Origin of the sequence: Methylophilus sp. 5 (assembly GCF_000515275.1) — a bacterium.
GTDB lineage: Bacteria > Pseudomonadota > Gammaproteobacteria > Burkholderiales > Methylophilaceae > Methylophilus.
The window spans coordinates 663,729-687,098 of sequence record NZ_KI911560.1 but is presented as its reverse complement, the minus strand read 5'-3'; the positions used below and the strand labels follow the sequence as shown (position 1 = coordinate 687,098).

Below are 23,370 nucleotides of genomic sequence, written 5' to 3'. Positions count from 1 at the left end.
ATTGCCTCACATGCTAAATAACCTTCTTTCCAAAGCGAAATCAGGCGAAAAAATCGCCATGCTAACTTGCTATGACGCCACCTTTGCCAAATTACTGGCATTGGCGGGCGTAGATGTGCTGTTGGTGGGCGATTCACTCGGCATGGTCATGCAAGGCGCCACCTCAACCTTGGGTGTCACCATGCAAGACATGCTTTACCACACGCGTATTGTGGCAAAGGGGGCACCCAACACCGTCATTATGAGCGATATGCCTGCCGGTAGTTACGAGCATGACCAAGCCGCAGCGCTCAGTCATGCACAGGCGCTGCTGGCGGCCGGGGCGCATATCGTGAAAATTGAAGGTGGTGGAAACATGGTCGCCACGGCGCAGTTTCTGGTTGAAAACGGCGTGCCCGTTTGCGCACACCTGGGGTTCACGCCGCAATCGGTTGAAAAGCTTGGTGGCTATAAAATTCAAGGTAAAACAGAAGAAAGCGCACATACCATGCTGGCTGATGCACAAGCGATGGCGCAAGCAGGCGTGAGTATGGTGTTGTTTGAAATGGTGCCCGCGGCACTGGCGACGCACATTACCCAAGCGATTAATGTGCCGACGATAGGCATAGGTGCAGGTGCGGGCTGTAGTGGGCAGGTGCTGGTGCTACAGGATTTGCTGGGGATTTATACCGGCCCGGCAGATAAAGCGCCGCAAGACTATAAAGCGCCCAGGTTTGCGCAAAACTTTTTGCAGCAGGCGGGGAGTGTGCAGCAGGCAGTGGTTGAGTATGTGAAAGCGGTCAAGGAAGGGCGTTTTCCGGAGGCTAAGCATAGTTATTAGTTGTTAGCGCCATGATGTTGGGGCGTTTTAGAAGGTCATTCTTTTATCGATCTATTTCGTATGCTCAACCTATCTTCGTCATTCCGGCGTAGGCTGGGCATAGGTGCCCACCCGGATTTTGTGGTTGTTTGGCAGGTTTCTTTTCGCCTTTTTGGCGAGTTACTTTTCTTTGCTTGCCCAAAGAATAAGTAACCAAAAGAAATGCACCCCAGCTTCCGCTTGATTCCTGCGTTGCTCGTCAAAATAAGCGGTCACGAAACTCATCCTAGCGGCCTGCACACCCCGCAGGCCACCGCGGGATTCGAACAGTCGCTCCCTTTGTCCTTATTTTGCCTGCGCTACTCGGCGCGGCAGATGGGGACCCCGAACACCATGCGACTGCAACCATCGATAACTTTAATAAAAGAATCTGGTTTTGAACCGTCCAAACTTCTTCGCTGCTACTTAAATGAGAAGAATCCCATTCCATCACGCTGAGTAGCGGAAACAAAATAAGAGTAGAGGGAGCGACTGTCTGAGCTCCGCAACAAGCCACGTTTTGTGTGGCTTGTCAGGGCGAGTTTCGTGACCGGCTTATTTTGTTGAGCAACGCAAGGGAGCCTTTAGGCCGTGATGGCTGGGTGCCCTCTTCTTTGGTTACTTTCTGAGGGGCAAGCACCAGAAAGTGACTCGCCAACAAGGCGAAACGAATCGCCATAACAATCAATAAGTGCTGGAATGTCGAGTAATGCTTATCAAAGAATTACTTTCTCAGTAGCGCCGCATCAAGGAGTGACCTTATCACACATTAAAAAACAAAAAAGCGTGACCTCCGGTGCATATGCTGAGAGGTCACGCCTTTTCAAGTCGCGCTAATGATTATTTTTGCTTACGACGGCTAACAGCACCCATCAACAATAAACCAGCTACCATTAATGCATAGCTTTCTGGTTCCGGTACGGTAGAAATACTCACTGCATCCAGGTCAAAACGCAGGTTGCTGCCACTAAAACCGGCAGGCAGGCTGAGGCCTAGTTGTACACGGCCAACATCATCAAATACTGCATCAAATGATTGACCGGAAAAGCTGGTAAAGGCCGGGTTGGATGCGTCGATGATCAGGTCAATACGTGTCCAGGTGTTAGGCTCTACCCAGGTGGAGACGATGGCGCTCGCGCCTGGGTTGTTGCTCGGGGCGGCAATACGCGCGTAGGCTTGCAATGCGATATCGGCATCGTGACGGAAATACCAGCTTAATACCAAGTCATCACGCCAGTCGCCCTGAAAAGCGCCATCGCTACAGGCTGTACTCTCGCAACGAAACAGTACTGATACAGCACCGAATGCGCTGGCCGTTGGGCTGGCGGTTGTGCTCAGATAGGCGCCGCCGTCAGCGCCGCCACTGGCGATAATCTGGTTAGGGTTGGCGCCAGTTGTCCAGCCGGAAATGCCGTCTGTGAAGGTTTCTGTGTATGGGGTTGTTAACGCCGCTGCTTGCCCGGAAAAAGCCATGGTGGTTATCAATGCCAGGCTGGCGAATAAATGACGATACATAATTTGTCCTCTTCAAAATATTATAATAGTAATCAACATGATAATGAGATTGATTATTGTTTATAATAACATGCGGGTGAGTGTTCGTTCAAGGTGACTATCTTAAGGAATCGCTGCATGAGCAGGCGTCCTTATGGCAAAATAACGCCTTGGCTCTCGCTATGATGAATTTACTCGCACTCGAATCCTCCACTGAAACACTGTCACTTGCCTTGCAAACAGCGGCAGGTTTACTCACGTTTGATGAAGTCACCGGCCCGGCTGCCTCACAGCGCATTTTGCCTGAAATTCAGCGCTTACTGACTGAGGCCGATGTGAGGCTGGCGGCGTTGAGTGGTCTCGTTTACGGCACTGGCCCCGGTGCCTTTACTGGTGTGCGTGTGGCGGTTGGTGTGGCGCAAGGCTTGGCATTTGGGGCTAACCTGCCGGTGGTGGGCATTAGCTCTGTGCTGGCCGTGGCCGAAACTGCGTGGCAAACCGTGCAAGCCGAAAAGGTTGTGGTGTGCCTGGATGCGCGCATGGGGGAGGTGTATCACGCGGCATTGGTGCGGCAAGCTGATGGCTGGCTGGAGGTGTTGCCCCCCATCGTGTGCAAACCACAAGAGGTGCCTGCGTTAGAAGGCGCTGGCTGGATAGGCGCGGGTGCGGGCTGGCGTGTCTTTGAGCAGCTGTTATTGGAAAAATATAGTGGTCAGGTTGGCAATGTTTACCCCGATATGATGCCTAAAGCAAGTGCCATGTTGATGTTGGCCCAGCCGTTGTTTGCGGCGGGTAATACGCAGCCTGCACAAGCTGCTGCTCCGTTGTATGTGCGTAATCGGGTGGCATTGACCGCGGCTGAGCGCGCGCAAGGGCAAAGGTTATAGCTGCATGAGCGCCTTGCCCCAACATCACGTGACGTTTCGCCCGATGACGTATGACGATCTGGCTGCGATTAGCCGCATCGAGCCGACGATTTACAGCCACCCATGGACATTGGGCAACTTTAACGATTCGCTCAATGCCGGGTATAGTGCCTGGGTGATGGAGATTGGCGCGGATATTGTGGGTTATGCACTGGTGATGATGGTGCTGGACGAGGCGCATTTACTCAATATCAGCATCGCCAAGCCACTGCAGGGGCAGGGGTTGGGGCGTACGTTACTGGCGCATATGGTCGAGGTTGCACAGCGCCATCAGGCCGCCAACATGTTTCTTGAGGTGCGCGTGAGTAATACCACTGCGATCATGCTATATGAGTCTATGGGGTTTTGTGAGATGGGCGTACGCCGCAATTATTATCCAACCCAGACTGGTCGCGAAGATGCCGTGTTGATGGGCTTGGCTTTATGATTGGAAGCACTTGATGATGAGGAGCGCTTGGTGAGTGTAGGCCGCGAAGACATGTTGCGTGAGTTGGAGTTGCTGCCGGTTTGGCGTGCGCGCGTGCCTGTGGCAGGCAGTGTGCCGTCTGCGACACAGGTCGAGTCAGAGGCCCTCGTGCCTATTGAAGTTACCGCAGCGCCGCTGGTCGCTCCCGGTTTAGAGTCAGTGCCGCCGCAGGTGAATGCCGAGCCTGAAATGCTCCCCGCTTTACAGGAGGTGCAGCCTGAGGCACCTCTGCAGGCACATGAGTCTCATCTCAATAACATTGAATTAGCTGACGCAGTCGCGCCGCAAACGTTGCTGCCTCACCCTGAGCTGCCTCAACCTATTGTTGAGCCGCTAATACAAACACCGTGGCTGTTATATTGCCCGCATGCCAATGATGCGCAAACGCAATTGTTGTTGCAAAACATTGTGCGTGCGTTGCAGTTGCCACTTGAGGATGTGGTATTGCATCAGCAAACAGTGCGCATGGCGCAAGTAAAAACACGCTTTTGCGTGCTGTTTGGCTTGCATGAGGCTAATCAGTTTTTGGGGGCAAGTTTTATGGATATGGCGGCAGTTCGCGGCCAAGTTCATACTTATGATGACCTGATGGTGGTGGTGACTCATCCCCCGCAGGCGATGCTTGAGAACCCGTTGTTGAAGCGGGAAGTCTGGCAGGATATATGTTTATTGCTGGCCAAAAATGCGGAGGTGGCAACTTGAATAAAGCCCGGAGTGCCCGCATCTGTAGCAGTGATAAAGTGAAATTTGAATTTAATGTTTTTTGACTGGAGTCTGACATGCGTCGATTATTAAATATGCTGTTGCTGGTAGCGTCCTTGAGCCTGTCTGGCTGTGGCTATAACCAGTTTCAAAGCCTGGATGAAGAAGCCAAGGCCAACTGGTCTGAGGTGCTAAACCAGTATCAACGCCGTGCAGATTTGGTGCCTAACCTGGTGTCTACCGTTAAGGGTTATGCCAGCCATGAAGAAAAAGTGCTGACTGAGGTAACCGAAGCCCGTGCCAAAGTAGGTAGCATGCAGTTGACCCCTGAGCTACTTAATGACCCGGATGCGCTTGCTAAATTCCAGGCCGCACAAGGCCAGTTGACCAGTGCGTTGTCACGCTTGATGGTAGTGTCTGAAAACTATCCTAACTTGAAGGCTGACGCCAGCTTTCGTGATTTGCAGGCACAGCTTGAAGGTACTGAAAACCGTGTGACGGTGGCGCGCAACCGTTATATTGAGTCGGTGAAGCAATACAACGTGGCTGTGCGTAGTTTTCCTAATAATTTAACTGCCATGATGTTTGGCTATCAGCCCAAACCATCATTTACGGTTGAAAACGAAAAAGCGATTTCAACGGCGCCCAAAGTTGATTTTGGCAGCGACAAGTAATTAACGCTATGCATGCATGCTGGAAGTCGCTATTGCTGGCCTGGTGGTTGCTGTTTGGACTAGCGGCTAGTCAGGCGGCCGATGGTCTGGTGGAGATTCCGCCACTGCAAAGCGCAGTGACGGATTTGACACAAACACTGTCTGCCCAAGAGCAAACGGCGCTTAATCAAAAGCTCAGCCAGTTTTCACAACAGTCGGGCTCGCAAGTGGCAGTGTTAGTGGTTGCAACCACGCAGCCAGAAGAAATCTCACAGTTTAGTATCCGCCTGGCTGAGGCGTGGAAAATTGGCCGTGAAAAGCAAGATGATGGCGTGATTATTATCGTCGCTAAAAACGATAGAAAAATGCGCATTGAGGTTGGCTATGGCTTGGAAGGGGCGATTCCCGATGCGATTGCCAAACGTATTATCAGTGAGCAAATGACGCCAGCGTTCAAGCAAGGCCAGTTTTACCAGGGTTTGAATCTGGCGACAGATACCTTGATCAAGCTGATTCAGGGTGAGCAACTGCCTGCCCCTGCAAAGCAAGCGCGCCAGGCACATGCTGACGACTGGATGGGCATGCTACCTATTTTGATGTTTGCTGCCATTATCGGTGGCGCAATTTTCAAAGGCATACTGGGAGACTTGCCCGGGAGTTTGGTCACTGGCGGCATCCTTGGTGGCCTCGCTGGCTGGCTAGGGGCGACGGCATTGATCATGGGCCTGATTGGTTTGGCGGCATTTGTGTTCACGCTCGCCATGGGTGGCCGTGGTGGTGGTTCAGGGCCTTATGTGCCCGGTGGCTTTGGCGGCTATTCCGGCGGTAGTCGTGGCCCCGACATTTTTAGTGGTGGCGGTGGTGGCTTTGGCGGCGGCGGAGCTTCCGGTGACTGGTAACAAACCTTGAGAGTCGTATGAAACCTGTGCATCCATTCAACCGCTGGTTTAAACATGCCTGGAGCCATCCTCGCCATGTCAAAGCCTTGTTTTCTCCACAAGCACTCAAGCAGATTGAGCAGACCATTGCACAAAACGAGCGTCACCATGCCGGTGAAATCCGGGTGGTGATTGAGGCTGGTTTACCCACCTATGCTATCCTGCGAGGGGTGACGCCACGGCAACGTGCGATCAATTTATTTGGCCATTTTAATATCTGGGATACCGAGCATAACAATGGCGTGTTGATTTACTTATTGTTGGCTGACCATGATGTTGAAATTGTGGCGGACCGCGGTATACACCGGCAAGTGGGTGATGCGGGCTGGCAACTCATCTGCCAGCAAATGGAAGGAATGTTCAGAAGTGGGCAGTTTGAATCAGGCGTGGTGTACGGCATACAGGCCATTGGTGAGCAGCTCGCGCGCTCTTTTCCGCCCGAAGCGGTGCCGCGTAATGAATTACCCAATCGCGTACTTATTATTTAGCCTGGCAGGCATCCATATTGCCCGTGCAGATCTTCACGACATCAACCGCATTTATCACAGCACACCTTCATTAGCTGCTTTTGAAGTTTGCCAGGGCGGTGGTTGCGCCCAGTTTGATGTGCTCAGCTTAACCCCAGCCGAGTGGAATAACGTGACGCGCTTGTTTACACCGTTGCCACAAACCGCCGAAACCGAGCGCGAGGCAATCGCACAGGCCATTGGCGTTCTGGAAGATATCGTTGGCACCAAAGTTGGCACTGCTGCCGACCGCGCCGGGACATTTAACAATCGCGCCTACCAGCATCAGCAAGACTGTAACGACGAAGCCATTAACAGCACCACCTACATGCGCCTAATGCAGCAGGCTGGCCTGATTCGCTTTCACCGCATTTTGGATACCCGCACCCGCAAGTTCTTTTTGACTGGCTGGCCGCATAGCGCAGCCGTGATTCAAGCACTTGAAAGCAATGCCGAATATGCCGTAGACAGCTGGTTTTATGACAATAGCTACCCAGCCACCATTGTGCCGATGGCGCAATGGAAAAAGGGCTATATTCCAGAAGATAGCCCGATTTTAAGTAAGTAATCGCCTTGATGGTTGCTAGGTCGTGCGTTTACGCAAAACGGCGAACATGAGTATGAGTCCCAGACCTGCCAGTAATAGGGCATTTGTCTCTGGTTCTGGCACCGCAGTAGGCACATCCACTGGAATAACGGATCCAGGACTCACCGCCCAGGCATACCATACGGTACTGTTTTTCATATAGGTGCTTTGATCACCGTAAGTGGCGAAAAAAATAAAGGCGTTATTGGGGTCGGTGATGAGTTCTGTGCCTGTCCAGTAAAAAGATTGGACATTGCTGAACAGTGGGCTATTAATCCCATGGTACTGGCTGTGTTCACCACTATAAGCCTGCCCGTTCAGTTCCTTGTAGTAAAGCTCGGCCATCTCATCTCCGGCAGCCGTGCCATTGGTCGCTGCGTTATAGCCGCAATCGGTGCCACCCAGGCTCCAGTTGCATCCATCATTACCAATGTCGGTCACCGTTGGCAAACGCCACGCGTCACTGCCTGCATAGTTGATGGTATTCAGGTAGTGAACAAACGCCATGGCGCCCCACCATGAAGTTTCGCCCACATTGCTAAAGTCAGCGTTTGAAAGCGTATAAGGTGTGCTGCCAAACGTGACGCCAGCATTTGCCGTGAGAATGGCATCAACCACGGTGCTGTAGCCACTATTGCTGATCATGCTTGAGAGTAAATGTGCATCTTTAGTCCAGCTGACATCGCTAATGCTGCTGTAGACAAGATCGGCACCATCGGACGTGTAGCTAACAAGTGCCGCATTTGCCTGCGGGCTTAGAGAGAACGAAAGCACAAAAACGGCTGAAGCGAGTAGTGAATGCATACGATGAGTAGGTGACAACATAACAAAGCCTTTCTATTGTTTGAATAATAAATCCAATGACTTCTATAACATGTTGCAGCTCACAACAGGCATGGCCCGCAAGCCGCCGAGTGACCAGTGATGAATGTATATTAGTTTTGTGTAAATGTAAAATATTGAGATTGCGCGCGAATGTCGTCTATGGCAATGGTTTATTACTGACTCAGCCCTGGTTTAAGGCTAAAATCCTGCCTTTAGATTTGAATTCAATTTACCTTATATGCGCGCCTCACAATTTTTTATTGCCACCCAAAAAGAAGCCCCTTCAGATGCCGAGCTGATGAGCCACAAATTGATGGTACGGGCAGGGCTGATCAAAAAGCTGGGCAGCGGTTTATATAGCTGGATGCCGCTAGGTTTGCGCGTATTGCGCAAGGTGGAAAACATTGTGCGCGACGAAATGAACAAGGCCGGTGCGTTAGAGTTGCTGATGCCTGCCGTGCAGCCCAAAGAGTTGTGGGAAGAAACCGGCCGCTGGGCGGTGTTTGGCCCACAAATGCTGAAGATTAAAGACCGCCACGAACGCGACTTTTGTTTTGGCCCAACGCATGAAGAAGTGATTACTGACATCGCCCGTAAAGAAATCAGTAGTTACAAGCAGCTGCCGCTCAATTTTTACCAGATTCAGACCAAGTTCCGTGACGAGATTCGTCCGCGTTTTGGCGTGATGCGTGCACGTGAGTTTTTGATGAAAGATGCCTATTCTTTTCATACCAGTGCCGATTGCCTGGTCAACACTTATAACGCCATGCACACCGCTTACAGCAATGTGTTTACGCGTTTGGGCCTTAAGTTTCGTGCAGTAAAGGCTGACTCAGGCGCCATTGGTGGCGACGGTTCGCAAGAGTTTCACGTGTTGGCCGATAGCGGTGAAGATGCGCTGGCGTATTGCGAGCAGTCTGACTATGCCGCTAACGTTGAGTTGGCTGAGGCCGTTGCCATCGGTAGCCGCGCTGCCGCCAGTGAGGCGATGCGCGAGGTCGATACACCCAAGCAAACCACTTGTGAAGATGTAGCCAAATTACTGGATGTGCCAGTGAGCAAGACCGTCAAATCAGTCGCGTTGATGGTCGATGATGTGTTTACGCTGGCCTTGTTGCGTGGTGACCATCAACTCAATGAAGTGAAATTTGGCAAGATTGATGGTGTGAAAAATTTCCGCCTGGCCACCGAAGAAGAAATTCGCGCCAACCTAAGCTGCCCACCTGGTTTTATTGGCCCGGTGGGTGTCAACGCCAACGTGCGTGTGGTGGCAGATAGAACGGTCGCCCTGATGAGTGACTTTGTTTGTGGCGCCAATAAACCAAAGTTTCACCTGGCAGGCGTTAATTTTGGCCGTGATTTACCAGAGCCAGTGGTTGTGGCAGATATTCGCAATGTGGTGGTTGGTGACGCCAGCCCGGATGGCAAAGGCACGCTGGATTTGTGTCGCGGCATTGAAGTCGGCCATATTTTCCAATTACGTACCAAGTATTCTGAGGCCATGCAGGCGACGTATCTGGACGAAAATGGGCAGACACAAGTGATGGAAATGGGCTGTTATGGCATTGGTGTGTCACGTATTGTCGGTGCCGCCATTGAGCAGGGCAGTGATGATAAAGGCATTATTTTTCCGCTGAGCATGGCACCGTTTGCCGTGGTGATTTGCCCGATTGGCCTGGATAAGAGCGACGCGGTTAAACAAGCGGCATTTGAGCTTTACACCCAGTTGCAACAAGCAGGCGTTGACGTGTTGCTGGATGACCGCGGCGAGCGCCCGGGTGTGATGTTTGCTGAGAGCGACCTGATGGGGATTCCCCATCGCGTGGTGATTGGCGACCGTGGCTTGGCTGAAGGCAAGGTGGAATATAAAGGCCGTACTGACAATGAGGCACAGAACTTGCAACTGATTGAATGCGTGACCTTTTTGCGTGACAAACTTGTGTAAGCACGCACTTAAGTGGCTGCGCGGGAAAATTGCTGCGTTGCACGGTACTCAGCACCTCGCCGTACTCATTGTACTGTCTCGGCGCTTGCGTGCCGTGTGTCTTGCACTTTATCCCGCTCGCTCACTTGTTTCGTGCTTCATTCGCCAGTAATTAGAGGGAATTCATCCCTCTGTTTGGCGCCTTTGGCGGGACGAATTTGACTACAATAGATGCAATGAAAAAAGCATTCTTCTTTTTGTTTGCAGTATTGCTGGCCGGCTTATGTGCATGGTCGGCACCAACCATGGCTGGCAATCAAAAAGAAGAGCCGCTGGCCAACAGCGTGAAAACGCTCATGCAAAAGTCTGTCAGTGACCTGGCGGCACCGCGCTTATTATTCGATACTGAGCACTCTGCACAACAGTGGATGCAGACAATGTCTGCGCGCTTGGCCAAGCGTATGCCAGATGCGCAATACCGCGAAGATTTTCTTAAGTCGGTCCACTATGAAGCCACACGTGCTGGCTTGGATCCACAACTGGTATTAGGCCTGATTCACGTCGAAAGCGGCTTTAAAAAATATGCAGTGTCTAGCGTGGGTGCCCGTGGTTACATGCAAGTGATGCCATTTTGGGTCAAGTCGATAGGTGCGAATGAGCATAACCTGTTTGATATGCGCTTAAATCTGCGTTATGGCTGCACGATTTTGCGTCATTACCTGGATATTGAACGCGGTGATTATTACCGCGCGCTTGGGCGGTATAACGGTAGCCTGGGCAAGCCTGACTACCCTAACATGGTGGTTGGTGCCTGGCGCAACCACTGGCATTATGCGCCAGTGTTAGACTCGCCTAAACTCAATGTCGCTAGCCAGTAGTGCTGAGTAAAGATCAAAAAACCGCGCCAATGCGCGGTTTTTTATTTTCTATTTAACCACCTTAAAGCCGTAATAGGTGCCAAATTCACCTTCTGGCTCATGGTAGATAAACATCATGCCGTTGGTGTAGCCCAAGCCGTTGAAGTGGTTCTGCGAGCGTAGCTTCATGGTGGCAGGCAACGCGCTTTTGCCGACAAGTTGACCATTCAAATCAAAAATCAGCACCGCTTTGTGGTCTACATCCAGTAAGGCAAGCTCATTGCCAGCCACGCCGGTAAAGGCGATGTAATGGTCACTGACATCGTCGTGCGCGACTTGTGCTTTTGCAAAATCGAGTTTGATTTCACGTAGTTTTTCGCGTTGTTTGGTGTCAACCACAAACACACTATTGCCCCTGTCTTGCTTGGCATAATACTGTTTGCTCACCGGGTCGTAGCTGGGCATGGTGCCTGCATCGCCAAACGCAGGGTTAAACTGCGCCACATCGCCCGAGGTCTCTAGCAGCTCGCCTTTGTCACCTACATCCAGGCTATAAATGCCAGTGTTGGGTGAAAAACCTACCGCGCTGGAGATGTTGTAGGTAATGGTTTCCAGCTTGCCGGAGTTTGGGTTGTAATACAGCGAACGATTGTCGTAACCAGGTTTGGCCGAGTTGACATAGCTACCGTCTGCGGTAAAAGCGTGCACCTCAGACTTTGAAATCGGCGCCTCGAATTCGCTGCCCATCGGCGCCAGGCCGCCATCGGCAATGTAATAGTGTTGGTTGCTCGGCAAATAAGCCACGGCCATTGGGCGCGTGGTTGGTTTTTTAACCAGGGGGATTTTCACGCTGACTTCTGCTTCAGGCAAAATCTCAGCCTGGGCTGATAACGCCAGGCAAGAAAGTGCCAGTACGCTCAATATTTTTGGGGTGAATTGCATAGCTCCGTCATCCTGTTTTTATGGGTATTTAATAGACTGTATTTTAACGCGCAAGTTTTAAGATTTCGAGGATGGTGTGCGCGTGATCAGCATCGCGTCACCATAACTGAAAAAACGGTAAGACTGATCAATCGCATGCGCATAGGCCTGGCGCAACAAATCATAGCCGCCAAACGCAGAAACCAGCATCATCAAGGTGCTTTTCGGCAGGTGAAAGTTCGTGATCAGTCGATCGACCAACTTGAACTCAAAACCTGGCGTAATAAAAATATCGGTGTCGCCATGATGCGCAAATAGCTTGCCCGCATGTGCAGCGCTTTCCAGCGTCCGTAGTGAAGTGGTGCCAACCGCCGTCACGCGCTTGCCGTTGGCACGCGCATGCAAAATCGTGCTGATGGTTTCTTCAGGCAAATGGTAAACCTCACTATGCATATGGTGCTCGGCAATATTGTCGACTTTCACCGGTTGAAACGTCCCCGCGCCCACATGCAATGTCACGTAGCGCACGTGCACCCCTTTATTAATGAGCAACTGTAACAAGGCCTCATCAAAATGCAGACCAGCCGTCGGTGCCGCCACCGCGCCCGCGTGCTTGGCAAACACGGTTTGATAACGCGTATCATCCGCCGCATCCGCGGTGTGCTCAATATAAGGCGGCAGCGGCAACTGGCCATACTGCTCCAAAAAGTCATACCACGACTCATCGCCCAGCAGGCGAATGTGGAACATGTCTGCCTGTCTGCCCAATACCTCTGCCTGATAGCCGCCCGACAAATGCAACAAACTGCCCGCTTTGGGTGCGCGTGAAGATTTAATCTGCGCATAAGCCTCTTGCGCAGAGAGCACGCGGTCTATCATCACCTCAATCTGGCCGCCGGTCGCTTTTTGCCCAAATAGCCTGGCTTTAATCACTTTAGTGTCATTAAGCACCAATACATCGCCTGCGTCAAAGTGATCGGCAATCTGGCGGAAGTAATTATCCCGGATGGTTTGTTCAGTGGCGTCGACTTCCAGCAGGCGACTTTCTGAGCGATTCGGCAGTGGATGTTGTGCAATCAGGTGTTGTGGAAGATAAAAATCGAAATCTAGAGTTTTCATAAATCAAAATTATGGTTATAATAGCTGTCTTTGAGATGTCCAACATTATATCCCATGCCGGGATGGCGGAACTGGTAGACGCACTGGACTCAAAATCCAGCGCCGCAAGGCGTGCCGGTTCGATTCCGGCTCCCGGCACCATGAAGTACTATCAAACAGTACCAGAATGACTCAAAAGCAATGAAAATCAAAGGTTTAGATGAAAATCTAGGCCTTTTTTCATATCAGGACGTTGCTTGACATATACATTTTTGGTGTATAACTTTGCGAATAATATTTTTATACACGCGAAAGTTTTATACACATGGCACTCACTGACACGCAACTCCGCAACGCCAAAACAGCTGAAAAAGACTACACAATTACTGATACTGACGGCCAAGGCTTGTCTATTCTCATAACGAGTAAAGAATGATTCAGAATGTCGATGCTTTCCCAATTAGCTTTTACTTTAATCCTGACGAAAAATACACCTTCTTTATTCCAAAGTATCAACGCGAATACATTTGGGGTCTGGCAAATTGGGATGCGCTATTTACCGATTTAGATGAGTCTCCTTCCGGACATTTTCTTGGATCAATCATTTGTGTCAACAGCCAAAAGGACTCCATGGCGGGCAGCAAACTAGAACTGATCGATGGTCAACAGAGATTTACCACTATCAGCCTTCTATTCTGTGCGCTTTACGAAAAACTAAAGTCGAATCCTGATCAAGATGATGATTACAACGTCGAGATGGTGAATCTGAAAAACCGAATGTTCATCAAGGCGAACAATCAATGGCGGTTTGAGCCCAGCGAGCAGATGCAGAACAAGGCGGACTTTCAGCGGATTCTGAGCGAGCTTTTCCCAAAGCTGGTCACCTCACCCAAAGCGCTGGCCAACTTCGGAAATCGACGTATCGCAAAGGCTTACAGGTATTTCTGCGAGCGACTTCTACCATTAACCATTGCTCAGGCCATGGCACTGTTAGAAAAACTCAAGTCGGCGATCTTGGTCAAGATTGAGGTTCAAAGCCATTCGGATGCCTTTATGTTGTTCGAGTCGATCAACAACCGAGGCATCCCGCTGTCGGCCATCGATATCATCAAGAACAACTTGCTGGCAGAGCTCGATAAGCGCCCTGACTACGGTATTGACCTGGCGTTTGATGAGTGGAAAGACTTGATTGATTTGTTGCCTGATCCGGCTGTGCAAGAGCGCTTCTTGCGGCAGCTATACAACGTGTTCAAGTACCTCAAGCGAGTAGAAGTCAAAGGCTGTTCAAGGGCAACACGCTCCAATCTCATCAACATTTACGACACATTGTTGCGCAAGCGCCCGGTATGGCTTTTTCACGCCCTGCAATCCCAGGGCAAGATCTATTCGTCGCTGCTCAATCCAGCGGCAGCCAGAGATCAATGGAGCGAAGGCACTGCGGCCAACTTGCAGGACCTGCAGCGCCTCGGCGCTGCACCCGCTTATGCGTTTTTGTTGTGGGTGAGCCAGGTTGCTCGTAGTCAGGTGTGGGATGAAAGCGAGGCGCTGAGTCAAATGGCCGCGCTGCTCACCAAGTGGTTCTTTTGGCGAAACCTTACAGATATGCCGCCTACCCGTGAACTTGACCCAATGTTTGTGGAATTGATAGGTGAGCTGCTGCAACAGATGCGTGCGAGTTCAATTACCACGCTGGACGCATTTGTGAAGCGCGCGAGTGATTGGTTGCTGGCGCGTGCTGCCTCAGAGGATGTGTGTGATGCCCGTCTGAAGGGCGATGTGTACCTCGACAACTACGAGGCCACTCGCTTCATGCTGTGCAAGCTGGAAGAAGTGCATCAGACCCGTGAGAATAAACGCGACCTGTGGGCGCACGACGCGAACGATCGTCCCGTTTTTACGGTCGAGCACATCTTACCCAAAACAGAAAACCTTGGCCCAGGCTGGGTGGCTATGCTGGAGCTTAAAGGCAAGGATACGGCTGACGGCATACGCCAGCGTTGTGCCCACCAACTCGGCAACTTGACCCTGAGTGGATACAACTCCAAACTAGGTACGATGGAGTTCATGAAAAAGCGCGACCGACAGAACGACAAGGGCGACTTCATTGGGTATCGAAACGGGCTTTATCTGAACGTTGATTTGGCCACGCGCACCGAATGGAATGAGGCCGCGGTGACGGCACGAACAGACAAGATGCTCAAGGAGGTGAAGTCCATCCTGAGTTTGCTAAAGGAAGATTAAGTTATGCTGGTCTATGCTAATAAATTCGTCTTAGAACCTAAAAATGGTGCCGAGCAAATCATTCAGTTGGTTGCACGATGGGTTGGACAACATGCAAAACAGTATATTGATACAGAGAGACTCGCTGAGGGGATACGCGAACTTCGTCTCTGTCCTTTTATCACGTGTAACGGTATCAGCAGAAAAGAAAGCAACTTATCCCTATGTTTTTGGCGTTCAACTCAGTCACAGAGACGATAAAGTTTCCGGCAGAAGATGGATTACTGAGGTTGGATTACGCCAAGAAAATATTGGTAAGCCGATTGAATGTTCAATATTGCTCAAGACTGATGAAGTCAGCGCAAAAGTCAACGAGCCAATTCAAGTAACGCGTCCCAAGTTGGTACAGCAACTTATACAAGACTGTTCGCCGATAGGACAAACTCCAGGCGTGAGCGTCAAGCGCTTGGATCAAGAGAGCGCAATGGCATTTTTGCATGAGGTTGAACGCGAAGAGCGAGAACATCCAATCACATTAATTAGTTGCGATAGGGATGGAGCTTATCCAGTTGATCTGGAACGTTTACGTTCAATTTTGGTTGGTTTATCTGATGTGGTTGCTGTGCCAGTTTCGGTGGACACGTTTGCCATAGAAGAGATTGTTGGTAGAAGATATATTGCATTTGGCGGTGCTATTAACGTTATTTTCCCGTCGCGCAAGGGGGACCGAGGATGGTTTTGCGAAACAGTTTTATTTCGCCCGTCAGAGATTTCTGATTTTCATGCTGAGGGAAAAAAGGTCGAGTCTGAGGTGCTGTCCGCTATTACCCATCGTACAAACTTGCCGTACTCATGGCGACATATTTCTCCAGAGATGGTGAATCAAGCTGTCTTACGGAGCCAATTGGCACAGATGCTTGAGCGCGCCAAAGACAGTAACAATTCTGAAGAATTAGGCGATTACATCGCACTATTGGAGTCAGCCGATCAAGAATTGTTGACCAAGGATGCGGAGTTGGCTCGTATTCGCATCGAATATGAAGAGAAAGAGCATGAAGCTAGAAAACTGCAGGCTGATATTGCTAATTTGAAGTATGCACTAAGTGGGCGCCAAGCAAGCGAAGATAGTCAAGATGATGATGTGGTGGAGGCGCTAGCACCGCTGCGTGAGTCGATAACTGCAGTTTTAAAAGGTATTCCAAGTCTTCAACAAGCTTTAGAGTTGATTTCATCTCTGTACGTAGATCGAATTGTGGTTTTGGATTCCGCTATCAATTCAGCAAAAGAGTCTGATCGTGGTGGATTTCGTTTCGGTGATAAAGCGTTCGAACTCTTATCCAAGCTGGCAAACGAATACTGGCAGGCCTTGGCTGATGGCAAAGGTGATCAACATGCCAAGGCTGCTTTCGGACATAATGCATACGCACAGAACGAAGGCCAGGCTCTGAGCGGCCCGGGCAAGCAGAGAAGAACCTTTGTCTATCACGGAAAAACTTTCGTGATGGAAAAACATTTGAAGAGCGGTGTGAAAGACAGTTTGGCGGAGACTTTGCGTATCCATTTTGAATGGATAGCTGTAGAGCAAAAATTGGTCATCGGCCACTGCGGCAAACATTTGGATTTTTGAGAGCGTATTTCATGAGCGTTCAGTTTTGTCATAACCACCATCATGATCAAAGATTGTCCCGATTCAGCGGTTGCGTTTGAGTTGCCTGTTACTAGGCCTTAGCTAATTCTTAATAGCGATGAGATCGCGATATACATGCCAGCTAGCATGCCCAACCACCGGCATGGTCAAAATCAATCCCAAAAAGTTGGTCGCAAGGCCGAACCCCACCAGTACTACAATACAAAAAGCCCATAGTGTCATGGTCACAGGGTTGTGTGCACATGTGCGCAGGCTGGTGACTGCTGCGGTCCAGGCGCTGGTGTTGCGGTCTAGCATGAGAGGCATGGCGATGACGCTGATGCTGAAAATAAAGGCGGCAAACACGGCACCGGCGGAGAAGTAGACGAACAGGAACGTGGGTTGTTTAAAGGTGAAGACGTTGATGACAACGTCGACAAAAGTGGGTAGGGCGTGATGAAAGTAATGGGCGAAGATGCTCATTGATAGGCGCGTCCAGCCCAGAAAAACCAAGATCAGCAGCCCGGTAAACAGCGTGATGTTGAGCAAGTTGGGCAGCCAGGCAGTGAGGGTGGGGCGTAGTGACGGTGGCTCGCCAGATTCGAGGCGCTTGCTTAAGTCGTAGAGGCCCATGGCTAAAAACGGGCCCAGCAAGAAAAAGCCAGTGGTGACGCCAGCCAGTAGCCAGTAATTATCAGCAAACACGCTATGTATGATGACGCCGGTGGCTGAGAGAATAATGCCGTAAAACAGGCTGGCCCAGCCGCCGAGATGAATGTCGGTGACGCCTGCATGCAGCCAGTCGAGAATGATGTTGGGGCTTACCTGGCGGATGGAAATGTCATCGTCAGCGCTGACTTTTGTTGCGGGTATATTGTGAATGCTCATGTGTTTAGCCCCCTAAAAATTATGGTGGCCATCAATCAGTGCTTGCAGACTGCATGACTGATCTTTTCAAGCTAAAAAAGCTTTTGATGATGGCTTGTCACCACTACTTGCATTGCTAATTTTTTAACACAAAAAACAGTCCTGAAGCCTTGTTTCGACTGGTTTTGCGCAACCAGTCGACCACGCAATTTTGGTTGATGACTACGCTTTCGCATCAGGATACGATTAAGAATCTACCACAAAAAACTCGCGTATGCAGTCGTCATATTTTTTCCTGCGACTGCAGTTTATGGGTCGTGATGAGCACAATCATGCAGAAAATTGTGGCTGAGTGCATCACGAGTTGCGTGTTTACAAAAAAGGTTTTTTGTTTGGTCTTGAGGTATTTTTTCTTGCTATCCACCGGTCTTTAAAATGCCTGCGCGCCTTGTTGCAGGCGCTTTCTTGCAAGCGATGACTGCGCTGCAGTGTTCACCAAATCTCACCATAAATTTACATTGATGACATGGGCAATCACACTTTTTTGTCTTGTCACTCGGTTGCTCTTGTGCTAATTTACAACGTGTAACAAATTTGTAACTAAACGTAATTTAGTTGCTACAAGCTAAATTTGGGTTGGCAAACATGTTGTCTATTTGCGAAACACAATGCATCACAAGGCCTAACGCATCTGCTTCTACAGAGAGTGTGTGTAAGTTGCTGCTGAGCCTGCTAGTGTTTTCAGGGCTGATTGCGTTGGCCTTTTTGCATGTGGGTGCGTGGATGGTGTTGCCGTTTGCTGGCCTGGAGTTGGTGTTGGTGGTTCTGGCGTTTGTGGTGGTATTGCGTCACAGCGGTGATTACGAAAAGATTACTTTCGTTCAGGATCAAGTGGAAATCGAGCAAAGTGTGTTGGGAGAAATAAAACACGTTCGCTTTCTATGCTATTGGACCCGGATAACGCTCAGGGAAGGTGAGAACGGTAAAACGTCACTGTGGATTGGGTCCCATCATCAAGAAGTAGAGTTTGGTAGAGGTACTATGGACAACGCGCAGCGCGAGCAAGTAGCGTCTCATCTCAAGCGAATACTTCTAAAAACTAAATAACTGGATTTTGGAGCGATTAGATGCAAGGGATGAAGAAATTTGGGGTTGGTGCAGTCGCATTGTTCTTGTCTTTAAGTGCACGTGCTGATTACACCTGGAACTTTCCAGAGCCGGTGACGCCGATGGCTTTGGATACCTTACACGTACATAACAAATTTATGCTGATTACTGCCGTGATTTTTGTGGCGGTGTTGGCAATCATGATTTACTCCATTGTGACGCACCGTCACAGCAAGGGCCACAAGCCTGTTGCCGATAAAGCGCCCTCTACTGCGGTTGAAATTTTCTGGACCCTGATCCCGTTTGCGATTTTGTTGTTGATTGACTTTGTCATCATGGGGATTCCGGCTTACCACAGCGTGGTGATGATGGAAGATACGCGCGACCAGTCGACCATGGTGATCAAGATTACCGGCTCACAATGGCGCTGGCAGTATGAGTACCTGGACGGCGATGCCAAAGGCATCAAGTTCGTGAGCAACCTGGCAACCACCAATGACCAAATGCATAACGAAGCGGATAAAGGCGAGCACTACCTGCTGGAGGTGGATAACCCGCTGGTGCTGCCTGTTGGCGAGAAGGTGCGCATTTTGATGACAGCTTCTGACGTGTTACACAACTGGTGGGTGCCGCAGTTTGGTTCTTCACGCGTGGCGGTGCCTGGCTTTATTCGTGAAACCTGGGTGCAGGTTGAAAAAGAAGGCGTTTATCGTGGGCAGTGTAAAGAGCTCTGCGGTAAAGGCCATGGCTACATGCCGGTGGTGGTGAATGCCGTGTCTAAACAAGAGTTTGCGCAATGGGCGACCAAAAAGCAGGGTGAGCAACAAGCCGCTAACGATGTGAAAGAAATGACCAAAGATGAGCTGCTTGCGCAAGGTAAAGTGGTTTACGAGAAAAACTGTGCAGTGTGTCATCAGGTCACAGGCGCAGGCTTGCCTCCTGCTTTTCCGGCACTCACAGGCAGCAAAATCGCCACTGGCCCGATTTTTGGCGCCGATGGTAAATATCAAAAAGACAGTCATCTGGACCGTGTGTTGAATGGTAAAGGCGTGATGCCTCCCTGGAAGTCGACATTAAACGACACAGAGATTGCTGCAGTGATTACCTATGAGCGCAATGCGCTGGGTAATACGGCAGCGGTTGATGGACTTGTGCAGCCAACACAAGTTAAAGCTGCACGCGAATAATATTTGAGATTTTAGGAGAGCACTATGAGTACTACAACCGTAGCACATCATGATGAGCATCACGACGACCATCCGACCGGGATTATGCGTTGGTTAACGACAACCAACCACAAAGATATCGGCACCATGTATTTAACATTTTCACTGGTGATGTTTTTGGTCGGTGGCTCGATGATTTTAGGCATTCGTGCCGAGTTGTTTAAGCCAGGTTTGCAGTTAATGAATCCTGAGTTTTTTAACCAGTTGATTGGTGTGCATGCACTGATTATGATTTTTGCTGCCTTGATGCCTGCCGCGACGGGTTTTGCCAACTGGATGCTGCCTTTGCAAATTGGCGCCCCTGATATGGCCTTGCCACGGTTGAATAACTGGGGGTTCTGGATTTTGCCACCTTCAGCGATTCTGCTGACACTGCCTTTTACGCTCGCACTGTTTGGAGTGGGTGACGGCGCGCTGGCGACTGGCTGGACCTTCTACCCGCCACTGTCTGTGCAAGGCGGGATTGGCGTCGACTTCGCCATTTTTGCCGTGCACTTGTTGGGTATTTCGTCAGTATTGGGCTCAATCAACATTATTGTGACCATTTACAACATGCGCGCACCAGGCATGACCTTGATGAAAATGCCGATGTTTGCCTGGGGCTGGTTGATTACTGCTTTCTTGCTGATTGCGACGATTCCGGTGCTGGCAGGTGCGGTGACCATGTTGCTGACAGACCGTCACTTTGGCACCCACTTTTTTGATGCTGCTGGTGGTGGTGACCCGATCATGTTCCAGCATCTGTTCTGGTTCTTTGGTCATCCTGAGGTGTATATCCTGTTGTTGCCGGTGTGGGGCTTTATTCCTCAAATTCTGCAAACATTCAGCCGCAAACCAATGTATGGCTACAAAGCACAAGTTTACTCATTGTGGTCGATTGGTGCGTTGGCTGTGGTTGTGTGGGCACACCACTTTTTTACTGCGGGTATGCCGGTGCCGGCGCTGTTGTACTTTATGTATAGCACTATGGCGATTTCGTTGCCATTAGCGGTGTTGTTCTACTGTTGGATTCGCACTATGTGGAAAGGCTCGATGAGCTTTGAAACCCCCATGCTGTTCACTGTTGGCTGGATTATTTTGTTTGGTATTGGCGGCTTGACTGGCTTAGTACTGGCCGACGTGGCGGCTGATGCGCAATATCACAACAGTTACTTCGTGGTGGCGCATTTCCACTACACCCTGTTTGCTGGTGGCATCATGGGCATTATGGCGGGTGTGTACTACTGGCTGCCAAAAATGACTGGCCATATGTATAACGAGAAGTTAGGTAAAACACACTTCTGGCTCACTGCCATCTCATTTAACGTGACATTTATTCCGCAGTTCTTTGTTGGCCTGGCCGGGATGCCGCGTCGTATTCCTGACTACGCCTTGCAGTTTGCCGAGTTCAACATGATTTCTACGGTAGGTGCGTTTGTGCTGGGCCTGTCACAACTGCTGTTTGTGTACATTATTATCAGCTGTGTCAAAGGCGGCAAAAAAGCCACTGATAGAGTGTGGGAAGGTGCGCAAGGGCTGGAGTGGACATTGTCTTCACCGCCGCCTTACCATAGCTTTACTGAGCAGCCGGTTGTTAAATAAAAAACAGGTTTAAGTAAGGCGTTGAGTAAGTAAATTGAGGCAAAAGCCAATCAGTCTGTGATTGATTGGCTGTGTTAAAGGTGGATGTATTTTGAGTGATCCCAAGCAGTCGAAGAGTAGAAAAATTGCCTGGCTGTTAGCCGCGGTCGCAATTATCTGGTATTTAGTTTCGATGTTTACGATTTGGAAGTAAGCGGCGCTTGCAACTGTTATGGCATTAGAACAAGCACAGGCCGCGGCCAATAAAAAACTGGCGTTGAAATTAGTCTGGGTGATTGCTGGCGCACTGCTGTTTGCGTTTGCGCTGGTGCCATTGTATGACGTGATTTGTTCGGTCACCGGGCTCAACGGCAAAACGAAAAGTACGCCTGAGAGTGCGAGCCATGCTGTTGTAGACTTAAAGCGTGAAGTCACTGTGCAGTTTGTGTCTGCAGTGATGCCGGGTTTGGGCTGGAACTTTTATCCCAAGCAAAACAGTGTAGTGGTGCATCCGGGCCAAGTGACCACGGTGATGTTTGAAGCAAAAAACACCACTAATGTAGAGGTTGCCGGGCAAGCGATTCCAAGCGTGACGCCAGGTAAAGCGTCGGCATATTTAAAAAAAATTGAGTGTTTCTGTTTTGTCAGGCAGACACTTAAACCTGGGGAAGTAAAGGCGATGCCTCTGCGATTTTTTATCAGTGCAGAGCTGCCTCAAGATGTACAAGAAATGACCTTGTCGTATTCGTTTTTTCCGGCAAGTCAGTAAACAATAATTATGAGCAACAAGTTAAAGGATAGGGAGCTAATGCATGGCTAGTCATTCAGAAAATCACTATTTTGTCCCGCATGGCAGCATTTATCCGGCACTGATTTCTGTCGGATTGCTGTCTATGGCCAGTGGTTTTGTTTTTAATGTCACCGGCTCGGATACGCGCCTGGATGGCTCGATCAAGAATCCGGCGCTGTCTTACCTGGCAACCCCAGGTAAATATATGATGTATCTGGGTCTGGCGATTATCCTCACCATGATGTTCAAGTGGCTGAGTGCCGTGGTCACCGAGAGCCTCACTGGCCAATATAAAAAGTGGGAAGATAAGTCTTTCCGCATCGGCATGATCGTTTTCATCTGCTCAGAGGTGGCTTTTTTTGCCGCTTTCTTTGGCGCGCTGTTTTACATGCGGGTGTTGTCGGTGCCTGATTTAGCCTCGTATGCGCCGGATATTACGCCCTATAAAGACTTTTTAAGTGCGTGGCCATCACAAGGGCCTGGCGGCACGGTGCTTGGTGAGGCTTATAAACCTAATCCTGCATTTCACCCGATGTCGTGGAGCGGTTTGCCGCTGATTAACACGCTGCTGTTGCTTAGCTCGGGCGCCACCATTACCTGGGCACATTGGGGCTTGATTAAAAATAACCGCAAGCGGTTAATCATTGGCCTGTTTTTAACCGTGGCGCTGGGGGTGACTTTCCTGTGCTGTCAGGCGGCCGAGTATCACCATGCTTATACCGAAATGGGCTTGACGCTTAAATCGGGCGCATATGGTGCGACCTTTTTTATGCTCACTGGTTTTCACGGCTTTCATGTGACGATTGGTACGCTGATGCTGATTGTGATTTTGTTACGCAGTATCAAGGGTCACTTTACGCCAGAACATCATTTTGGCTTTGAAGGTGTCGCCTGGTATTGGCACTTTGTCGATGTGGTTTGGTTAGGCCTGTATATTTTTGTTTACATGCTCTAATGAATAAAAAAGGGCGCCATTCGCGCCCTTTTTAGCAAGTGTGTGATGGTTTAAAGTGTGTGGCCTATATAGCCAAAATGGGCTGCAACGATCAAGCCAAGAAACAGGGCAATAGATAAGCCGATGCGCATGGTCAGGGCTTTTACAGTGCGGTCGGAACCACTTTTGTCTTTGAGCAAAAAGAGCAGGGCAGAGAATAGGCTGCCAACAATGACAATCAGTATCAAAATGGTGACAATTTTAATGAACATGATGTGATCTCGCGTTAAGTTGGTCACATTATG

Annotated in this window: 23 protein-coding genes and 1 tRNA gene; 18 read left to right on the top strand and 6 right to left on the bottom strand. The window is 50.0% G+C overall.

Going from position 1 to position 23,370, the window contains the following annotated elements:
- Nucleotides 1-10 precede the first annotated feature (10 nt).
- On the top strand, nt 11-820 hold the full coding sequence (panB, locus tag METH5_RS0103105) for a 3-methyl-2-oxobutanoate hydroxymethyltransferase (RefSeq protein ID WP_029147131.1): 810 nt from the start codon (nt 11-13) through the stop codon (nt 818-820).
- An 858-nt stretch (nt 821-1,678) separates the two neighbouring features.
- Here the strand turns inward: panB and METH5_RS0103100 are convergent.
- Nucleotides 1,679-2,353: a PEP-CTERM sorting domain-containing protein gene (locus METH5_RS0103100; RefSeq protein WP_029147130.1), complete on the bottom strand. Its 675-nt coding sequence runs from the start codon at nt 2,351-2,353 to the stop codon at nt 1,679-1,681.
- Between the two features lie 164 nt (nt 2,354-2,517).
- On the opposite strand from METH5_RS0103100, the gene tsaB reads away from it, so the two are divergent.
- The 7 genes from tsaB (at nt 2,518) to METH5_RS0103065 (ending at nt 7,091) form a co-directional block, all read left to right on the top strand.
- Nucleotides 2,518-3,219 (top strand): tRNA (adenosine(37)-N6)-threonylcarbamoyltransferase complex dimerization subunit type 1 TsaB, encoded by a 702-nt coding sequence (gene tsaB, locus METH5_RS0103095; RefSeq protein ID WP_029147129.1) that lies wholly within the window; start codon nt 2,518-2,520, stop codon nt 3,217-3,219.
- Between the two features lie 4 nt (nt 3,220-3,223).
- On the top strand, nt 3,224-3,685 hold the full coding sequence (rimI, locus tag METH5_RS0103090; RefSeq protein WP_029147128.1) for a ribosomal protein S18-alanine N-acetyltransferase: 462 nt from the start codon (nt 3,224-3,226) through the stop codon (nt 3,683-3,685).
- Nucleotides 3,686-4,426: a hypothetical protein gene (locus METH5_RS0103085; protein WP_232410923.1), complete on the top strand. Its 741-nt coding sequence runs from the start codon at nt 3,686-3,688 to the stop codon at nt 4,424-4,426. It begins immediately after the preceding gene.
- A gap of 77 nt (nt 4,427-4,503) precedes the next feature.
- Entirely contained in the window at nt 4,504-5,100 is a 597-nt protein-coding gene (locus METH5_RS0103080) for a LemA family protein (RefSeq protein WP_029147126.1), read from the top strand.
- An 8-nt stretch (nt 5,101-5,108) separates the two neighbouring features.
- Entirely contained in the window at nt 5,109-5,978 is an 870-nt protein-coding gene (locus tag METH5_RS0103075; protein ID WP_029147125.1) for a YgcG family protein, read from the top strand.
- Between the two features lie 17 nt (nt 5,979-5,995).
- Entirely contained in the window at nt 5,996-6,505 is a 510-nt protein-coding gene (locus tag METH5_RS0103070; protein ID WP_029147124.1) for a TPM domain-containing protein, read from the top strand.
- Nucleotides 6,474-7,091, top strand: coding sequence for a hypothetical protein (locus tag METH5_RS0103065; protein ID WP_232410922.1), 618 nt, complete (start codon nt 6,474-6,476; stop codon nt 7,089-7,091). The genes METH5_RS0103070 and METH5_RS0103065 overlap by 32 nt, the downstream gene beginning before the upstream one ends.
- Nucleotides 7,092-7,106: 15 nt before the next feature.
- On the opposite strand, the gene METH5_RS14710 is transcribed toward METH5_RS0103065, so the two are convergent.
- Nucleotides 7,107-7,934 (bottom strand): PEP-CTERM sorting domain-containing protein, encoded by an 828-nt coding sequence (locus tag METH5_RS14710; RefSeq protein WP_081726689.1) that lies wholly within the window; start codon nt 7,932-7,934, stop codon nt 7,107-7,109.
- 238 nt (nt 7,935-8,172) lie between these two features.
- On the opposite strand from METH5_RS14710, the gene METH5_RS0103055 reads away from it, so the two are divergent.
- Both METH5_RS0103055 and METH5_RS0103050 read left to right on the top strand, forming a co-directional pair.
- The gene (locus METH5_RS0103055) at nt 8,173-9,879 is read left to right on the top strand and encodes a proline--tRNA ligase (RefSeq protein WP_029147121.1); all 1,707 of its coding nucleotides are present in this window, start codon (nt 8,173-8,175) and stop codon (nt 9,877-9,879) included.
- A 215-nt stretch (nt 9,880-10,094) separates the two neighbouring features.
- Nucleotides 10,095-10,736 (top strand): lytic transglycosylase domain-containing protein, encoded by a 642-nt coding sequence (locus METH5_RS0103050; RefSeq protein ID WP_029147120.1) that lies wholly within the window; start codon nt 10,095-10,097, stop codon nt 10,734-10,736.
- Nucleotides 10,737-10,784: 48 nt separating this feature from the next.
- Here the strand turns inward: METH5_RS0103050 and METH5_RS0103045 are convergent, their stop codons facing one another.
- Together METH5_RS0103045 and queA are read right to left on the bottom strand one after the other, a co-directional pair.
- Nucleotides 10,785-11,657, bottom strand: coding sequence for a hypothetical protein (locus METH5_RS0103045; RefSeq protein WP_029147119.1), 873 nt, complete (start codon nt 11,655-11,657; stop codon nt 10,785-10,787).
- 57 nt (nt 11,658-11,714) lie between these two features.
- Nucleotides 11,715-12,755, bottom strand: a complete 1,041-nt coding sequence (gene queA / locus METH5_RS0103040) for a tRNA preQ1(34) S-adenosylmethionine ribosyltransferase-isomerase QueA (RefSeq protein ID WP_029147118.1) — start codon at nt 12,753-12,755, stop codon at nt 11,715-11,717.
- Between the two features lie 56 nt (nt 12,756-12,811).
- Between queA and METH5_RS0103035 the strand changes: the two genes are divergently transcribed.
- The 3 genes from METH5_RS0103035 to METH5_RS14705 all read left to right on the top strand — a co-directional run bounded on the left by METH5_RS0103035 (nt 12,812) and on the right by METH5_RS14705 (nt 16,581).
- Nucleotides 12,812-12,896, top strand: a tRNA-Leu gene (locus tag METH5_RS0103035).
- Nucleotides 12,897-13,166: 270 nt separating this feature from the next.
- Nucleotides 13,167-14,975, top strand: a complete 1,809-nt coding sequence (locus METH5_RS0103030; protein WP_029147117.1) for a DUF262 domain-containing protein — start codon at nt 13,167-13,169, stop codon at nt 14,973-14,975.
- Between the two features lie 91 nt (nt 14,976-15,066).
- Nucleotides 15,067-16,581 (top strand): hypothetical protein, encoded by a 1,515-nt coding sequence (locus METH5_RS14705; protein WP_198290672.1) that lies wholly within the window; start codon nt 15,067-15,069, stop codon nt 16,579-16,581.
- A gap of 102 nt (nt 16,582-16,683) precedes the next feature.
- Here METH5_RS14705 and METH5_RS0103020 read toward each other — a convergent pair whose 3' ends face one another.
- Nucleotides 16,684-17,469, bottom strand: a complete 786-nt coding sequence (locus tag METH5_RS0103020) for a DUF2189 domain-containing protein (protein WP_029147116.1) — start codon at nt 17,467-17,469, stop codon at nt 16,684-16,686.
- 624 nt (nt 17,470-18,093) lie between these two features.
- Here METH5_RS0103020 and METH5_RS0103010 point away from each other — a divergent pair.
- The 5 genes from METH5_RS0103010 to METH5_RS0102990 all read left to right on the top strand — a co-directional run bounded on the left by METH5_RS0103010 (nt 18,094) and on the right by METH5_RS0102990 (nt 23,086).
- Nucleotides 18,094-18,555: a DUF2244 domain-containing protein gene (locus METH5_RS0103010; RefSeq protein WP_029147115.1), complete on the top strand. Its 462-nt coding sequence runs from the start codon at nt 18,094-18,096 to the stop codon at nt 18,553-18,555.
- Nucleotides 18,556-18,575: 20 nt separating this feature from the next.
- On the top strand, nt 18,576-19,742 hold the full coding sequence (coxB, locus tag METH5_RS0103005) for a cytochrome c oxidase subunit II (protein WP_029147114.1): 1,167 nt from the start codon (nt 18,576-18,578) through the stop codon (nt 19,740-19,742).
- Between the two features lie 24 nt (nt 19,743-19,766).
- On the top strand, nt 19,767-21,362 hold the full coding sequence (gene ctaD / locus METH5_RS0103000; RefSeq protein WP_029147113.1) for a cytochrome c oxidase subunit I: 1,596 nt from the start codon (nt 19,767-19,769) through the stop codon (nt 21,360-21,362).
- A 211-nt stretch (nt 21,363-21,573) separates the two neighbouring features.
- Nucleotides 21,574-22,110 (top strand): cytochrome c oxidase assembly protein, encoded by a 537-nt coding sequence (locus METH5_RS0102995; RefSeq protein ID WP_029147112.1) that lies wholly within the window; start codon nt 21,574-21,576, stop codon nt 22,108-22,110.
- Between the two features lie 43 nt (nt 22,111-22,153).
- Nucleotides 22,154-23,086: a cytochrome c oxidase subunit 3 gene (locus METH5_RS0102990; protein WP_029147111.1), complete on the top strand. Its 933-nt coding sequence runs from the start codon at nt 22,154-22,156 to the stop codon at nt 23,084-23,086.
- A 50-nt stretch (nt 23,087-23,136) separates the two neighbouring features.
- On the opposite strand, the gene METH5_RS0102985 is transcribed toward METH5_RS0102990, so the two are convergent.
- Nucleotides 23,137-23,337, bottom strand: coding sequence for a twin transmembrane helix small protein (locus METH5_RS0102985; protein ID WP_029147110.1), 201 nt, complete (start codon nt 23,335-23,337; stop codon nt 23,137-23,139).
- Between the last annotated feature and the right edge of the window lie 33 nt (nt 23,338-23,370).

Bases quoted from the DNA above. Each gene is read 5' to 3' on its own strand.
- panB (WP_029147131.1), top strand. From the start codon at position 11: ATGCTAAATAACCTTCTTTCCAAAGCGAAATCAGGCGAAAAAATCGCC.
- METH5_RS0102985 (WP_029147110.1), bottom strand. From the start codon at position 23,337: ATGTTCATTAAAATTGTCACCATTTTGATACTGATTGTCATTGTTGGC.
- METH5_RS0103030 (WP_029147117.1), top strand. From the start codon at position 13,167: ATGATTCAGAATGTCGATGCTTTCCCAATTAGCTTTTACTTTAATCCT.
- METH5_RS0102995 (WP_029147112.1), top strand. From the start codon at position 21,574: ATGGCATTAGAACAAGCACAGGCCGCGGCCAATAAAAAACTGGCGTTG.
- queA (WP_029147118.1), bottom strand. From the start codon at position 12,755: ATGAAAACTCTAGATTTCGATTTTTATCTTCCACAACACCTGATTGCA.
- METH5_RS0103070 (WP_029147124.1), top strand. From the start codon at position 5,996: ATGAAACCTGTGCATCCATTCAACCGCTGGTTTAAACATGCCTGGAGC.
- METH5_RS0103065 (WP_232410922.1), top strand. From the start codon at position 6,474: ATGAATTACCCAATCGCGTACTTATTATTTAGCCTGGCAGGCATCCAT.
- METH5_RS14705 (WP_198290672.1), top strand. From the start codon at position 15,067: ATGCAAAACAGTATATTGATACAGAGAGACTCGCTGAGGGGATACGCG.
- METH5_RS0103100 (WP_029147130.1), bottom strand. From the start codon at position 2,353: ATGTATCGTCATTTATTCGCCAGCCTGGCATTGATAACCACCATGGCT.
- METH5_RS0103010 (WP_029147115.1), top strand. From the start codon at position 18,094: ATGTTGTCTATTTGCGAAACACAATGCATCACAAGGCCTAACGCATCT.
- tsaB (WP_029147129.1), top strand. From the start codon at position 2,518: ATGAATTTACTCGCACTCGAATCCTCCACTGAAACACTGTCACTTGCC.
- rimI (WP_029147128.1), top strand. From the start codon at position 3,224: ATGAGCGCCTTGCCCCAACATCACGTGACGTTTCGCCCGATGACGTAT.
- METH5_RS0102990 (WP_029147111.1), top strand. From the start codon at position 22,154: ATGGCTAGTCATTCAGAAAATCACTATTTTGTCCCGCATGGCAGCATT.
- METH5_RS0103020 (WP_029147116.1), bottom strand. From the start codon at position 17,469: ATGAGCATTCACAATATACCCGCAACAAAAGTCAGCGCTGACGATGAC.
- METH5_RS14710 (WP_081726689.1), bottom strand. From the start codon at position 7,934: ATGTTGTCACCTACTCATCGTATGCATTCACTACTCGCTTCAGCCGTT.
- ctaD (WP_029147113.1), top strand. From the start codon at position 19,767: ATGAGTACTACAACCGTAGCACATCATGATGAGCATCACGACGACCAT.
- METH5_RS0103050 (WP_029147120.1), top strand. From the start codon at position 10,095: ATGAAAAAAGCATTCTTCTTTTTGTTTGCAGTATTGCTGGCCGGCTTA.
- METH5_RS0103080 (WP_029147126.1), top strand. From the start codon at position 4,504: ATGCGTCGATTATTAAATATGCTGTTGCTGGTAGCGTCCTTGAGCCTG.
- METH5_RS0103075 (WP_029147125.1), top strand. From the start codon at position 5,109: ATGCATGCATGCTGGAAGTCGCTATTGCTGGCCTGGTGGTTGCTGTTT.
- METH5_RS0103055 (WP_029147121.1), top strand. From the start codon at position 8,173: ATGCGCGCCTCACAATTTTTTATTGCCACCCAAAAAGAAGCCCCTTCA.
- METH5_RS0103045 (WP_029147119.1), bottom strand. From the start codon at position 11,657: ATGCAATTCACCCCAAAAATATTGAGCGTACTGGCACTTTCTTGCCTG.
- coxB (WP_029147114.1), top strand. From the start codon at position 18,576: ATGCAAGGGATGAAGAAATTTGGGGTTGGTGCAGTCGCATTGTTCTTG.